The 13524-nt window shown below is 49.0% G+C and carries 17 protein-coding genes and 1 pseudogene; 4 read left to right on the top strand and 14 right to left on the bottom strand.

Annotated elements, in window-relative coordinates; translation table 11 throughout:
- Positions 1 to 40 precede the first annotated feature (40 nt).
- The 3 genes from AC0YNW_RS03690 (at position 41) to AC0YNW_RS03680 (ending at position 1169) form a co-directional block, all read left to right on the top strand.
- Positions 41 to 271 carry a spore coat associated protein CotJA gene (locus AC0YNW_RS03690; RefSeq protein ID WP_475830787.1) on the top strand — a complete coding sequence of 77 codons (231 nt, stop codon included), beginning with the start codon at positions 41 to 43 and terminating at the stop codon, positions 269 to 271.
- Positions 271 to 534 (top strand): spore coat protein CotJB, encoded by a 264-nt coding sequence (locus AC0YNW_RS03685; protein ID WP_116043405.1) that lies wholly within the window; start codon positions 271 to 273, stop codon positions 532 to 534. The genes AC0YNW_RS03690 and AC0YNW_RS03685 overlap by 1 nt, the downstream gene beginning before the upstream one ends.
- Before the next feature lie 65 nt (positions 535 to 599).
- Positions 600 to 1169 (top strand): manganese catalase family protein, encoded by a 570-nt coding sequence (locus AC0YNW_RS03680; RefSeq protein WP_387474593.1) that lies wholly within the window; start codon positions 600 to 602, stop codon positions 1167 to 1169.
- A gap of 100 nt (positions 1170 to 1269) precedes the next feature.
- On the opposite strand, the gene AC0YNW_RS03675 is transcribed toward AC0YNW_RS03680, so the two are convergent.
- From AC0YNW_RS03675 to AC0YNW_RS03665, 3 genes are all read right to left on the bottom strand, one after another.
- Positions 1270 to 1518, bottom strand: a complete 249-nt coding sequence (locus AC0YNW_RS03675; RefSeq protein ID WP_475830786.1) for a DUF7336 domain-containing protein — start codon at positions 1516 to 1518, stop codon at positions 1270 to 1272.
- 55 nt (positions 1519 to 1573) lie between these two features.
- Entirely contained in the window at positions 1574 to 1927 is a 354-nt protein-coding gene (locus tag AC0YNW_RS03670; protein WP_475830785.1) for a hypothetical protein, read from the bottom strand.
- A gap of 106 nt (positions 1928 to 2033) precedes the next feature.
- Complete coding sequence (locus tag AC0YNW_RS03665) at positions 2034 to 2585, bottom strand: sugar O-acetyltransferase (protein WP_475831263.1); 552 nt, start codon at positions 2583 to 2585, stop codon at positions 2034 to 2036.
- A 309-nt stretch (positions 2586 to 2894) separates the two neighbouring features.
- On the opposite strand from AC0YNW_RS03665, the gene AC0YNW_RS03660 reads away from it, so the two are divergent.
- Positions 2895 to 3380, top strand: a complete 486-nt coding sequence (locus AC0YNW_RS03660; protein WP_475830784.1) for a hypothetical protein — start codon at positions 2895 to 2897, stop codon at positions 3378 to 3380.
- A gap of 83 nt (positions 3381 to 3463) precedes the next feature.
- Here AC0YNW_RS03660 and AC0YNW_RS03655 read toward each other — a convergent pair whose 3' ends face one another.
- From AC0YNW_RS03655 to AC0YNW_RS03605, 11 genes and pseudogenes are all read right to left on the bottom strand, one after another.
- The gene (locus AC0YNW_RS03655; RefSeq protein WP_475830783.1) at positions 3464 to 3793 is read right to left on the bottom strand and encodes a group II intron maturase-specific domain-containing protein; all 330 of its coding nucleotides are present in this window, start codon (positions 3791 to 3793) and stop codon (positions 3464 to 3466) included.
- A 202-nt stretch (positions 3794 to 3995) separates the two neighbouring features.
- Positions 3996 to 4235, bottom strand: coding sequence for a hypothetical protein (locus AC0YNW_RS03650; protein WP_475830782.1), 240 nt, complete (start codon positions 4233 to 4235; stop codon positions 3996 to 3998).
- A 791-nt stretch (positions 4236 to 5026) separates the two neighbouring features.
- A complete protein-coding gene (locus AC0YNW_RS03645; protein ID WP_475830781.1) occupies positions 5027 to 6382 on the bottom strand; it encodes a S1 family peptidase in 1356 nt (451 codons plus the stop codon).
- 284 nt (positions 6383 to 6666) lie between these two features.
- A pseudogene (ltrA, locus tag AC0YNW_RS03640) lies at positions 6667 to 8002 on the bottom strand (group II intron reverse transcriptase/maturase); the annotation flags it as partial.
- Positions 8003 to 8499: 497 nt separating this feature from the next.
- Entirely contained in the window at positions 8500 to 8892 is a 393-nt protein-coding gene (locus AC0YNW_RS03635) for a zinc ribbon domain-containing protein (RefSeq protein ID WP_475830780.1), read from the bottom strand.
- A gap of 280 nt (positions 8893 to 9172) precedes the next feature.
- The gene (locus tag AC0YNW_RS03630; RefSeq protein ID WP_475830779.1) at positions 9173 to 9838 is read right to left on the bottom strand and encodes a peptidoglycan recognition protein family protein; all 666 of its coding nucleotides are present in this window, start codon (positions 9836 to 9838) and stop codon (positions 9173 to 9175) included.
- Between the two features lie 78 nt (positions 9839 to 9916).
- Positions 9917 to 10687, bottom strand: a complete 771-nt coding sequence (locus AC0YNW_RS03625) for a glucosaminidase domain-containing protein (RefSeq protein WP_475830778.1) — start codon at positions 10685 to 10687, stop codon at positions 9917 to 9919.
- A 122-nt stretch (positions 10688 to 10809) separates the two neighbouring features.
- Positions 10810 to 11637, bottom strand: coding sequence for a TatD family hydrolase (locus AC0YNW_RS03620; RefSeq protein WP_475830777.1), 828 nt, complete (start codon positions 11635 to 11637; stop codon positions 10810 to 10812).
- The gene (locus AC0YNW_RS03615; RefSeq protein WP_387474571.1) at positions 11627 to 12403 is read right to left on the bottom strand and encodes an ABC transporter ATP-binding protein; all 777 of its coding nucleotides are present in this window, start codon (positions 12401 to 12403) and stop codon (positions 11627 to 11629) included. The genes AC0YNW_RS03620 and AC0YNW_RS03615 overlap by 11 nt, the downstream gene beginning before the upstream one ends.
- Complete coding sequence (locus AC0YNW_RS03610; protein WP_475830776.1) at positions 12390 to 13187, bottom strand: ABC transporter permease; 798 nt, start codon at positions 13185 to 13187, stop codon at positions 12390 to 12392. The genes AC0YNW_RS03615 and AC0YNW_RS03610 overlap by 14 nt, the downstream gene beginning before the upstream one ends.
- Positions 13177 to 13479, bottom strand: a complete 303-nt coding sequence (locus tag AC0YNW_RS03605; protein WP_475830775.1) for a thiamine-binding protein — start codon at positions 13477 to 13479, stop codon at positions 13177 to 13179. The genes AC0YNW_RS03610 and AC0YNW_RS03605 overlap by 11 nt, the downstream gene beginning before the upstream one ends.
- Between the last annotated feature and the right edge of the window lie 45 nt (positions 13480 to 13524).

The following is a 13524-nucleotide window of genomic DNA, read 5'->3' as shown; positions in this document are numbered from 1 at the left end:
ATAGTTGGGCAAGGAATGATATGGAAAGGAGCGCGACCCCATGAGTGCAAGTGATCAGTTCCGAACGTACCGGCCGTTTATCGGGCCGTTCGACCCTTGCCCGCCCATCACCGAAAAAAGCTACAATGTGCCGCCGCAGCTGTTCATTCCATTTCAGCCCCCTAATCTGCCGCAATTCTCGCCTTATGAAGCTTTGAAATATGGAACGCTTTGGCCGGCGCTATATGGTCCTTATCCGGACCCATCTCGCAAGGAAGCAGGTGGTGATTGATGTCTCACGTGCTCGATGAAGCCTACTATAAGCAGCTTCACGACTTGCAGGCCGTCGATTTTGTGCTGGTGGAACTGAATTTATACCTCGATACCCATCCGGGCGATGAAGCCGCAATTGCGCAGTACAATCAGTTCGCTGAGCTTCGCAAGCGGATCGCCGAACAGTTCGAGTCGCAATATGGCCCGCTCATGAACTTCGGACATAGCCTCTCCAGAGCGCCTTGGCAGTGGAAGGAAGCGCCTTGGCCTTGGCAAGTGTAAGAGAATAGTCTGCCGAAAGCTTCTTGTTCCGCAATTACGACGGGGAAAGCGGGGAATGCGCGCCAATGTGGGCCTATGAGAAGAAACTTCAATATCCCGTAAGGGTAAGCAAATGCGATCCATTGATGGCCAAGTTTCTGATGGAGCAGTATGGCGGAGCCGATGGCGAATTGGCTGCTGCACTGCGTTATTTGAATCAGCGATATACCATTCCGGATAAAGTAGTTGGGCTGTTGACGGATATTGGGACGGAGGAATTTGCGCACTTGGAAATGATCGCCACCATGGTCTACAAGCTGACCAAGGATGCGACGCCAGCGCAGTTGAAAGCGGCGGGACTCGGGGATCATTACGCGGCTCACGACAGCGCTCTGTTCTATACAAATGCAGCAGGCGTTCCATGGACTGCCTCCTATATCGCTGCCAAGGGCGATCCCATCGCCGATTTGTATGAAGATATTGCCGCAGAGGAAAAAGCCAGAGCCACCTATCAATGGCTAATCGACATGACGGATGACGTGGACCTGCAAGACAGCTTGAAGTATCTTCGTGAGCGGGAGATCGTACATTCCCTTCGTTTCCGCGAGGCGGTAGAAATACTTAAGGAGAAGCAGGATCAGCGGATTTATTTTTAGTGTTTATTATCAAAACGAAATAACCCAGCCGACTGGATTCAGCGCGGCTGGGTTATTGATATTGATGAATTTTTTTTCAATTTTCCATTTCAGAAAAACCTTAATCTTCCTCATCGGTATCGCCCCCATGCACTGTTACGAATCCTTCCTCCCAATGATCTTTGTCAATTTCATATGTATCAATGTAAAAATGTTCTGCGTAATCCTTAAAACCTGGGAGTACCATGTATCTTTCAACTACCAACTCTGCTTTCTCTAGCGATGAATAGATGCCGATAGTCTTAGTTTCATCATACTTCCCGTCTTCTCCCACTCCATAAGAGTGCTGCACTAAAAAAACTGCTTCCATTTTCAATCCTCCTCTTTGGGGTATACGTTAAAGTCATTAACAACGATCTATAAATTCAGTCCCGATTTCTAGGAAGGTAATAGACATTAGTAAAACTAAGCCCGTCATCCATTTCTTCACCATCAAGGGTCTGCAGAAAATGATATTGGGCAACTTTTCTATTGTTAACTTTAACATCAAGTGTAGTTTGTACGAATCTGATGGGCTGATCCCATCTATAATTCACAACTAATGCTATTTTTGCTCTCAACAGCTCTGTACAATTGGTGATATCCGTATATTCAAATGCTTCGGCATATTCCTCCGGCTCTTCAACACGCCATGTATTTACATATTCCCAAAAGCCTTCTTCCGCTTTTTTGAATGATTGATGTTCCTTAGCGAATCTCTCCAATTGCTCAGTGTTCATTCTGTCCCTCTTTTCTAAAATCCCCATGCTAGCTCACCGTTACCGCATTTTTAGTAGACAGTCTCGGCACTTTATTAGATATCCATAAGACTATTATAGGAACAATCTACTCTTCAGTAATGCGTTTCAATATCTTAGCCGGATTGCCCGCCACAATGACATCCGACGGCACATCTTTTGTAACTACCGAGCCTGCTGCCACAATAGAGTTGTCCCCGATCGTTACACCCGGCAAAATGACACAATGCCCGCCAATCCACACATTGTTGCCAATTGTAATCGGAATACCGTAGCCGCTTTTATTCCGATTCATCGGTTCTATTGAATGCCCCGCCGTATAAATGCCAACATTCGGAGCGATCATGCAGTCGTCGCCAATACGGACTTCCGCCATATCTAATATGGTGCAGTTATACCCGGCATAGAAGTTCCGGCCAACGTGAATGTTATAACCCAAATCACAATGGAAGTTATGTTCAATGTTGACTCCTTCACCGATGCTGCCGAACAATTCTCGTATCAAGCGTTCTTTCTCTCCTGAGTCCTCTGGTTCTGAATAATTAAAAGCCCTCACCAGTTTTTGCGCACGCAAGCTTTGTACCCTTAGCCCATTCGTTCCTCGCTCGTAATAAACCTTTTGTTGCTCCTTATCTTTCATCATTGCATCCTCGCATTTCAACCTTTAGGCTTGTTCATTTCGACTTATTCTAGTACTATTCTGCCCTAAAACGGTACATTAAATAAAGCTTTCATCCCTCATATGGCATAACCTTCTTATAAAAATCAAGCTTCTGCGCGGTAAATCTTTATTTTTTAATAAAAACTTACCTTCTCATACAATATATGAATTATAATAAGTTTTGTGGAATGGAGATGATATACACTCATGAAATGAAAGAGTATCGATTTTCCACATTTATTCTACTAACCATTTACGCATAAGGTGTGACACAAATTGAGATGGCGCATGTGGCTTACGATTTTCGTCCTGATATGGCTAGGCTGTTACTTGCTTTTATTAGAGGTGTTAGGCTCCTTTCTGGTAGCATTATTTTTTCATTTTGTTGTTTATTCGATTTATTCCTTGATTGCCTCTGTTATAAAAGTGTTGAAAGACCGTAAAAACTGCACGGATATGTTTCGAGGTAAAGAGCCGCCTGCGTACTGGGAGTATGTGTTCCTTGTTATTATTACGCTGTATCAATCAAATCTTGGTCCGCATAGCCTTTCATTAATAGCAATCATGGGCACAACTATACTCTCGGTTATTGACCTCACTGAAGAGTATGGGGAGATTGTTCTTCTTATTGCCCTTGTGGGATCGGTCGCTATTTGGGCATTAATTAGTCACTTGCTCCTTCGAGCATTCAGAGCTCTATACCCACAAGCGAACAAGCATGCACAACGAAAGACCCGCAATCGACGGTCTGGTCGGAAGAAAGCCGCTAAATAGAACAATCGAGTGAGAGGAGGAGGCTAGCCTCCGTCCTCTCACACCACCGTACATGCGGGTCCGCATACGGCGGTTCCAATAAGTTAACAAAGCTCCACATAACGAGAAAGCAAACTTTTCAGCCCTTTCGCTTCCCAATAGGAAGTTGGAAGGGCATTGTTTGTGTTGCGAGACATCTCCCACGCGCCTCGTCTAGAATTGGCCATGACAAAGTAAGACCATTCCGGGACACCGAGTGCTCGGAGCTCACGGATTCGGGTGCGTACCCGTTTCCATTGCTTCACAGACACATACGTAATCGACGACGAATCCCATTTGTCGCAGGTCTCACAGTGGCCCTTTGCGGAGGCTAGTCGGAAATAGTCAATCCAGCCAATTAGATATCGGTTAAGATGCAGAATCCGGCTTTCCATGGACATCGATCGTGTACGGTTCGTTATCTCTCGTATCTTTCCTTTGTATCGTGAGATGGTTTGTGGGGTTAAACGAATCGTAGCTTTCTGTCCCTCAAGAAGCTGAATCCAAGGAACTTACAGTTCCAAGGACGGTCTACCGCGCTTTTCTCTCGATTCACTTTCAGTTTTAGCTTTCCTTCCACGAAGCGTGTTACCGAATTCATGACGCGTTCGCCCACACGTTTGCTGGCGACGAAGCCACTCGCTTGGAGGCGAGTCTGAGGTTGTCTCCTCTGATCATTCGCTCCAGCAATTCGTTATTCGCTTCGCGAGAGGATGCAGCGACTTGTGCCGACGAAGAACTCGGCGCTTTCGGCTCACCTGACGGCTCACCGTTTCTATTTTGCCGTAAGCTCTCTTGTGAAATATTCAGCTGTGTTTGCTCTTCATGCGAACGCATCGGTTTCCTCTCTCCTTTCAGTTCGGCCCTTCCGGTTTCCGGCGTCCCGTTCTCCCGTACTATGGCTTCTGCTGACTCCTGCGGATTCAGCGCAGCTTCTCAGCCGCGGTTACGAAATCATTTAGCATATTCCGCAGGCCTTCTTAAGAATAAGAACGTCATCTTTCTGCTCGCAGCCACTGGAGTTTACAAAAATAGCCCATGGCGACTTCGGATTTCGTCATTTATGGGTGACTCATCCGGCTATTCCTGCCTCGAATCCAGTTGGTGTACCTTGGCTCGTGCATTTGCCTCCAGCTTCCTTTAGATTCCACCTCACGGTAGACACCCTTGCTCTTGGCTAACGGTAGGCGTTCGCCAGCCCCCATTCGGAACTTTCACCCTAGAGATGACGCCCATACTGGGCGTACCACAAAAAAAGCCAATCCACGTTAGATTGGCTTAACAGTTTTTATTTTGAACTTTATGAAAAGGTTACGATCTTTCATTCTTTTCAAAGCGTATACAGGATGTAATGTTCAGAAAACCAACTCGATAATAGCAATCCAAGTAGAACCATTAATATAACCAGTACTAAATCCACTAACAAAACTCTATTGCCAGATTTACTGAGAATAGCAGTCACTGCAGCCACGAACACAATTGCAATAATAAACTTTATAAGTTGTGGTATTTGAAATGCTGTGAGTATTGTGAAGCAAATAAAAATGAATATAAGTATAGAGAAACTAACAACGAGATGTTTAGTAACGTTTTTCATCATTAGAACAGTCCTTCTACAATTAAAATTCTCAATTAATAATTTCAATGCTAACAGCAGGTGTAGTATTATTTAGTATAGCTGTTACACCTAATTCATTCTCTATATTTGTAATATAGGAAATTGCTAAGCCACTATTATTACCAGCTACTACAATTCCATATATCGCAGCAAAATCTCCGCATTCATATCCACAGGATGCATATACTGCAGAACCACTGTCTCCTGCCGTTCCACTCGATGCTGTTCTTCTTTGATTTTTCACCCACGTTGTACCAAAGAATCCATCCCAATCAATATTTGTAATGGCTGTACAGTATGTGGTATTACTTTCTCCTAAAGATGGACATACAATTAAACCCTCATAATCATTAAGTTGTCTGGAAATTAATTTTATATGGGCACTAGTTTCATGTCCTAGTACATAAGAAGTTGTTATACTACTATTAACTTTTACTAGCCCCGCATCAGCACTAGTATTCCAGTAAAAGCTTTCATTTGATGTTTTTCCTATTAATCTTTTTTCTGGATCAGGATCATAACTTTGGTTAGTGTCAAGTCCTGATCCCTTGATACAATGCCCCGCTGTTACTAAGTAGTAGTTGTTAGATGAGTCCTTTGCAGAAAAGCCAACGGAACAAAAACCACCTTGAGGATTAAATTGAGCTCCCCCCGGAACTGGCCTGTATTTGTTTGATGCTCTATCATACGGCTCTAATATTTCACTATTATTAATTTTTACAATGTCTCCATACTTAGCATGAAGTTTTTCTTCAACTTCCTTGGTTGGATTTGTAATATCAATAAGTACTTTTTCTTCGGCAATTGATATTCCTACACCAATTATATCTATTCCCTCCTTCCCAAGCGCTTCAATTGAATTCACAATTTCGCTCTTTTTACTTTTTAGATCATCTTCGGAATAAGTCACTTGTCTAAAACTAACTCCTTCTGCAATTTTTTGTGCTTTGCTACTTAAGATCTTAACTTGTTCTAAATTTTTATATCCTATCTTTATTTCCCCTCCGTCTTTCTGATCTATATAAATTGACGCGATTTTTTCATCTGACATTTGTTCTACAATTCCAATAATATTCTTTATATTATTTTGTCTCATTATTCTTTTTTCCATTTCTTCTTTTTCTTGTTTTGTTAAAACAATTTCCGATCTACCTTTCTGGTTACTGTTAATTAACTTCTCAAGGTGTTCATCCTCCACCTGTAATCCAAACGCTTCTCTGAATTTCTTATTCGAATCAAATACTTTAGGATCAACTGCGATAGCTGATGAATCACTTGCATAATTAATAGATACCGAACTTGTGGAGAATGAAATGGATGTAATTAAAGCAAATAATGCGGAAACTAAAATAAACTTTTTCAACATACTCAAATCCCTCCATATTTAATAGTGTAACTACACCTATATAACCCCCCCCTCTAGATGGAAAAGTTGCAAAAAAAAGAAATATTTTTATAATTCGCTAAGATAAAGGGTGTGATATCCTGTGATGCTGAAATAAAAACGAAAAATAAGAAAGTTCGAGGGTTGCAGGACACAATTATTATAAGACTCTAGATTCTAATGATACTAGTGGTGATAATCAAGTAGGAAGGAGCGCCTAGCTCCCTGCACCACCGTACATGCGGGTCCGCATACGGCGGTTCCAAAAGTTCCAAATAACGAGTAAGCAAACTTTTCAGCCCTTCGCTCCCCAATAGGAAGTTGGAAGGGCGTTATTTGTGTTGCGAGACATTTCCCACGCTCCTCGTCTGGAATTAACCATGACAAGGCAAGCCCATTCCGGGACTCCGAGCGCCCGGAGCTCACGGATTCGGGTACGTACCCGTTTCCATGCGCAGTCTTCGACGGATCCATTTGTCGAGGGTCTCACAGTGACTCTTTGCCGAGGCTAGCCGGAAATATCCGATCCATCCCATGAGGTATCGGTTGAGCTGTGCAATCAGGTTTTCCATAGACATCGATCGCGTTCGGTTCGTCAGCTCTCGCACCTTCTCCTAGAATCGCGAAATGGTTTGTGGAGCTAATCGAATCGTAGCCGTCTTGTCTCTCAGGAAGCTAAAGCCGAGGAACTTACGGTTCCAAGGGCGATCTACCGGGCTTTTCTCTCGATTCACTTTCAGTTTTAGCCTTCCTTCTACGAAGCGTGTTACCGAATCCATGATGTGTTCACCTGCACGTTTACTGGCCACGAAGATGTTGCAATCGTCCGCATAACGGACGAACCGCAATCCTCGTTCTGCTTGTCTAAGTCGTCCAACAGAATGTTCGCTAGAAGTGGGCTCAGCGGTCCGCCTTGTGGCGTGCTTTCTCCCGTTTTCTCGAACACGCCATTTGCCATGACTTCTGCGTTTAGATAAGCACGGATGAGTTTCAAGACACACTGTCCGTCACTTTCCGTGCCACCCTTGCCATGAGCATGCCGTAGTTCACTCGGTCAAAGAATTTAGCCAAATCCATGTCCACGACCCATCGAAAACTTTCTTGGATGTAGCGCTGGGCTTGCTTCCCGAGGGTGAAAGCCGTAGCTGTGCCTGGAGAAGTCTGCGTCGAAGATCGGGTTCATCACTTGTAGAAGGGCTTGCTAGAGGAAGCGATCCATCACGGTCGGGATGCCGGCAGCCTCACGCTGCCTCCGGGTTTGGGGATTTCCACCCGTTTGACTGGTGCGGGTCTGTACGTTCCCGTCAGGAGTTCGGCTTTCACCGCTTCCCGGTGTGTATTCAGGTAAGCTTGTAGATGCGCACCGTTACGCCGTTCACGCCAGGCGCTCCTCCGTTCTGTACCACTCGCTTGTAGGGATCCGAAGGTTATCTCCTCTGAGCATTCGTTCCAACAAGTCGTTTTTCGCTTCCGAGAGGAAGGGACGACTTGTGCCGACGAAGAACTCGTCACTCCGACATACCCTGACGGCTTCACCGCTTCTCTTTGCCGCAAGCTCTCTTGCGAGATATTCTGCTGTCTTTGTTCTTCATGCGAACGCATCGGTTTCCTCTCTACTTTCGGTTCGGCCCTTCCGCTTTCCGGCGTCCCGTACTCGCGTACTATGGCCTCTGCTGACTCCTGCGGATTCAGCGCAACATTCCGATTGCGGTTACAAAATGAATTCGCGTATTCCGCAGGCCTCCTTAAGAATAAGAATGTCTTTCTGCCCGCAGCCACTGGAGTTTACAGGAATAGTCCTTGGCGACTTTGGATTTCGTCATGTGGGTGACTCATCCGACTTGCCCTGCCATAAATCCAGTTCGTGTACCTTGGCTCGTGCATTTGCCTCCAGCTTCCTTCAGATTCCATCTCACGATGGACACCCTTGCTCTTGGCTAACGGTAGGCGTTCGCCAGCCCCCGTTCGGGACTTTCACCCTAGAGATGACGCCCATGTTGGGCGTACACAAAAACAGGCCGTCACATGATGTGGACAGCCTGTTTTTTCTCGCGGCATAGCCTGTATATGCAACATATCTCATTTTCCCTACTCAACCGCTATAAAAATAAATCCATCCCGGTACCCAGCAGCCCTCTCTTACGAGCTTCCAGCACATTCGGATCATACACATCCACCTTACCGCACTGCAGACAAGATACGAAGAAATAATGATGATGCTGGATATCCAGCAGCTTGCTGATGCCCGTGCCCGTCATCGCCACTTCTTGGACGTTGCACTCCTCATGTCCACAGCGCGCGCATGTATAATTATTCACCAATTGAGAGGCTGTAGCCTCTTCTTCCAGCTCATCTTGTAGCCCTTCCTCTGCAACCGCGGAGCTTTCCTTTCCGCTGAGATGCTCCGGCAGCACCTCATGCTTGCATAATGGGCAGATCGTACTGTCCAAGATAACTTGCTCGCCGCACCACGGGCAATTAACTTCCTCCATATCCGCAGCCCTCCCATTGATTGATTTGATTTCGTCAACAGTGATAGCCCTTACTTGTTATTAACTGTATTCGCCAAACTCTCCTGCAATCCTTTTATTCAATCATTTTCCCGTATGTGCTCCCACAGCAACGATTTTCCTATGAGCAAAAAAAATTCCCGCATGCGCCTAGCATGCGGGCAGATAGCTGTAGACACGCCATAGTCGTGCCGGGAGTTCTTTTAGCCAATGATAGCAATAATTAACTTTGGGATGGCCTGAGCAAAATGATCAGACCGCCTTACGGCTGCGGGTCCTGACCGCTGACTCGGCGCAGCTCGTTCGCCAGCCGGTTGAATTCCCTGCGGGCTTCCGGTACTTTCGTGGACATATAGGCTGCGCTCAAAAACAGAATAATGGCGTTCGCATCCTCCGGTTTCAGCATCGGCTCTTCTACCTCCCCGCCGTCGTCCTTCAGCTTGGCGTCGACGCTTGCGACGAATGCTCTCCAGCCGCTCCAATCGCCTTCATCGTTCATGAGGCGGGGGCAGTTTTTGCCGCTCCAGTCATAGTGTCTTCGCAGACGATTCGTCCCCCAGCCTCTCTCTCTGAGCATCGACGCGACAAGGGTCGCCGCGTTCTCCAGCGTCTGGGCGTAATTGCCGCTTTCCGTAATTTCGATGCCGATTGAAGTCCGGTTGCCGCTGCCCGAGCTGCTGCCGTCGCCTGCATGCCAAGCCACTTCCTGCAGCGGTAGACATTCGATGGCTTCTTTCTCGTCGATGACGATATGGAAAGATGCCGTTACTGTATTTGATGGATTCGTCAGCCAGTTTCGTTCGTTTCGTGCCGTGCTGGTTGGGTTTGCCGTGTTGTGTATCGTGATGGTCGTAGCGTTCAATGCGTAACCGGGCCGCCTGTTATGCGGCGTCGACTTCGGAATATGATCTACCACGTACGCATACATTCCAACTGCTCCCCTCATAAGCTTGATGATGATCGATTATATTACTTAATATATTCTTCAGCAGAATGAGCGGAAGGGCTATTCGAACAAAACCGCCCTTGCCCGGTCGTCCCAGGATATCGGAAGACCCAGCACGCCAGCCATATCCCTAACCTTCACATACCCGGTTGATGCAGACAGCATCGATTCCAGCTCCAGGCCGTTGACGGTTACCTGGCTGCCGGTCCAGCCGATCTTCGCTCCCAGCGCCTCGCCGATCCGCCTTGCAGGTATCCAGGTCGTGCCGCCTTGCAAGTACCCGCCTCCCAATACTTGGCCTTGATTGATGATAGGCACAACGGAAGCCGCCTCAAACCCTTTCGGCAAGGGAACAGGCTTCGCCATCTCATCATAACGGAGCAATCCATACTGGCGAATAATCGCCATCAGCTTCGACGGGTAGGCAGGGTCTGTCGCATAGCCGCAGGCCAGCAGCATCTGTGTCTGTCGCTCCGGTGTCGCGGCATGACGCACTCTATCGTATCTGGATGTATTCAGCAGCAGATCAAGGTCTTTGTAGAAATGATAGATGCTCTTATACGCGCGGAATGCCGCCTTCGATATGACGGAGCGCCCGTCCACATACTCCCATGTCCCCTTTACGACAGCTTCGCCCTGCCAATAGGCATTCGTCCGGCCGCTGCCTACTTTAATGCCGCCCAGATTGTTCCATGCGTGAATTTCTCCCCCGGATTCCAGCAAGCTCTGCGCCAGTCTTACCGACGGAAACATTGAAGAACCTTCCAGATGAACGAATATGACGGCCGGGGCGATAGCCGCAAAAAATTGATCTCTCGTTAGCTTTGCCATGCTTGTCACTCCTTTTTCGCCGTATCACATGCGCACAATCTCCTCTTTACGTTGTATGCGACAGCTTGGCATAAGGAAACGGCCCTTTGTCCGCCATGGACAAAGGGCCGTTCTTCTAACCTTTATAGGATTCCGTAAAACTCCTTGGTGTTGCGGAGCAATATAGCCTCAGCTTCTTCTAACGCCAAACCCTTGATTCGGGCAATGTCTGCTGCGGCATCTCGTGCCATTCCCGGTATGGTCATACGCCCGCTATATGGCCCCTCAAACGGCCACGGACCGTCTGTCTCTGCCATCAGCCGCCCCATCGGATAGCGCTCCACCAGCTCAATGATCTCTGATTCGTATGCCACATCAGGCGTAATCGAGACGTAATAGCCGGATGCGATCATGCGGGCAACCGTCTCTGCGCTCCCCTTGAACCAGTGAAAATGTGCTTTCCTTACCCCGTGGCGCTGCAGCAAATCGCAAGCCTTATCCGCATCCTCATAGACGGCATGAAGCACAATCGGCCTGTCGAGCTCGGCAGCCAGCTTCACGAACGACTCCAGCCACTTCAGATACGGTGTCTCATCGAAGCTCTCGCCCGCAGCTTCCCTCTCGGTACGCATGTAATAGGGCAAGCCTACTTCTCCAATTGCGAATGCCTCACCGCGTTCATGCCGGGCACGTATCCAGTCCAATAACTGCTCGCGCTCATCCACTCCCGGCAGCTCCTGCTCCGGATGAAAGCCGTATGCCGGATGCACACGACCCGGATACTGACGCATCAGCTCCTCATTCGCCTTGCAGGAGGCCAGATGCATCGAAACGGCGACGACTGCTTCTACTCCGCTGCGGAAGAAGGCTTCCTCCAGCATGGGATGAAGCTCGGACGGCTCATACAGATCGAGATGGATATGCGCATCAATCACGCTGCTCCCGCGCTCCTGCCTCGCTCTATCTTCCATTCCCGCTCGCCTCCTTCGTTCCTTCCGCCAGATGGCGGTAGATTCGGCTTCTCAGCTCCATGAACCTGGCATCCTCGCGCAGCTCTTCCCTGCGCGGGCGGTCGAACGGAACCGTAATTTCATCCAAAATAACAGCGGGAGACGCCGACAGCACAATAATACGATCAGACAGGTACAGGGCTTCCTCGATGCTGTGGGTAACCAGCAGCACGGAGCGGCGATTCTGCTCCCAGATCGACAAGAGCCACTTCTGCATATGCTCCCGCGTCAAGGCGTCAAGCGCGCCGAACGGCTCGTCGAGCAGCATCAGTCGTTGCGGAGACAGCAGTGCCCTGAGAAACGACACGCGCTGCTGCATGCCGCCGGACAGCACATGCGGATAGGCGCCCGCATATTCGGCAAGGCCGATCCGCTCCAGCCAGACTAGCGCTTCCGCCCTCGCTTTCCGCTTCTCCACGCCTGCAATCGTTAGCGACAGCTCAATATTGCCCGCGACTGTCCGCCACGGCAGCAGCGACGCTTGCTGCGGCATATAGGCGACATGACCGGTCTCGCCCGTCGTCGCTTGTCCGCCGATTCGCACTTCGCCTTCCGTAGGCTGCTGCAAGCCTCCGATAACGCCGAACAGCGTCGTCTTGCCGCTGCCGGACGGCCCTACGACGGAGACGAATTCGCCATCAGCCACTTGAAGAGACAGCTGCCGCAGCACATCCTTCGTCCCGCGAGCATCGGCAAAGCTTTTGCTTACATTTTTAACTTCCAGCATGACGTCCTGCCTCCCCCTTTCCTGGCCGCCAGCGGATAACCGCACGCTCTACAAGCGCAATCAGGCCAAACAAGGTCAAGCTAATCATAACGATCAGGATAGCGGAAGCGAATGCCCGCTCCGGCATATACCCCCTCGTCGACAGTACCATATAGCCGCCCAGCCCCATCTTGGGTGACAGCATCTCCGCGAAGGTCGCGCTTAGCACACTGTAGGAGGCTGCAATTTTCAGCCCCGAGAACAGGCTTTGGAGCGCGCTCGGCAGCTCTAGCCGCCAGAACAGCGTCCACTTGCCGCTGCCGATCATGCGCATATAATTGCGCAGGCTCTCATCCGTACCCGTCAATCCGCCCAGCATCGCAATGCAGACCGGGAAGAAGCAGACGAGCATAACCAGCAGCGCCTTGGGCAGCAGGCCATAGCCGAACAGCATCGTCATAATCGGTCCCAAGATGACGATCGGCACGTTCTGGGACAGGATCAGCAGAGGATAAATGCCCCGGCGCACCCCCGGCAGCAGATGCAGCAAAGCGGCGAGCACGAAGCCCGCCGCCGTTCCCCCTGCGAATCCGATGGCTGTAAGGCCAAGCGTCGCGCCTGTATGCTCCATCAGCCTTGGCCAGACGTTGCTTGAGAACGCCGCTTTGACCACTTCAACCGGAGACGGAATCATCCAGTCCTTGACGAGTGCAAAGGAAACCGCTGCCTGCCAGCAGGCAACTAAAATCCCAAGCACAAGCGCCGGCGGCCATACGCGCGACCACAGATTCCGTCTATTGTCCATCTGGATATTTCTCCAGCAAGCGGCCCATGAAGGCGCCGTTCTCCGGATTATAATAAATCTTCACTTGGGAAATGACCGACGGACAGCCCATCTCGGCCATGGCCTCGCTCATGCGCTGCACGATAGCCAACAGATTGCTCAGCTCACCCTCCATCGTCGTCTCCAATGGAGCGACGCGATAAGGCACGCCCGATTCTTTTATAATATCGATTGCCCGGTCTACATAAGGAAGCACGCTGGCTCCTCCAGGTGTTGTCGGCAAGATTTGAATGCTTACGAGTGCGTTAGCCATATGATCCCTCTTTCCTTTCGTCATCAACTATTTCGCTTTAGCGAG

It is taken from the genome of Paenibacillus sp. J31R120 (genome assembly GCF_056269225.1).
The sequence above is the reverse complement of the archived record's forward strand: the minus strand, read 5'-3'. Positions and strand labels throughout refer to the sequence as shown.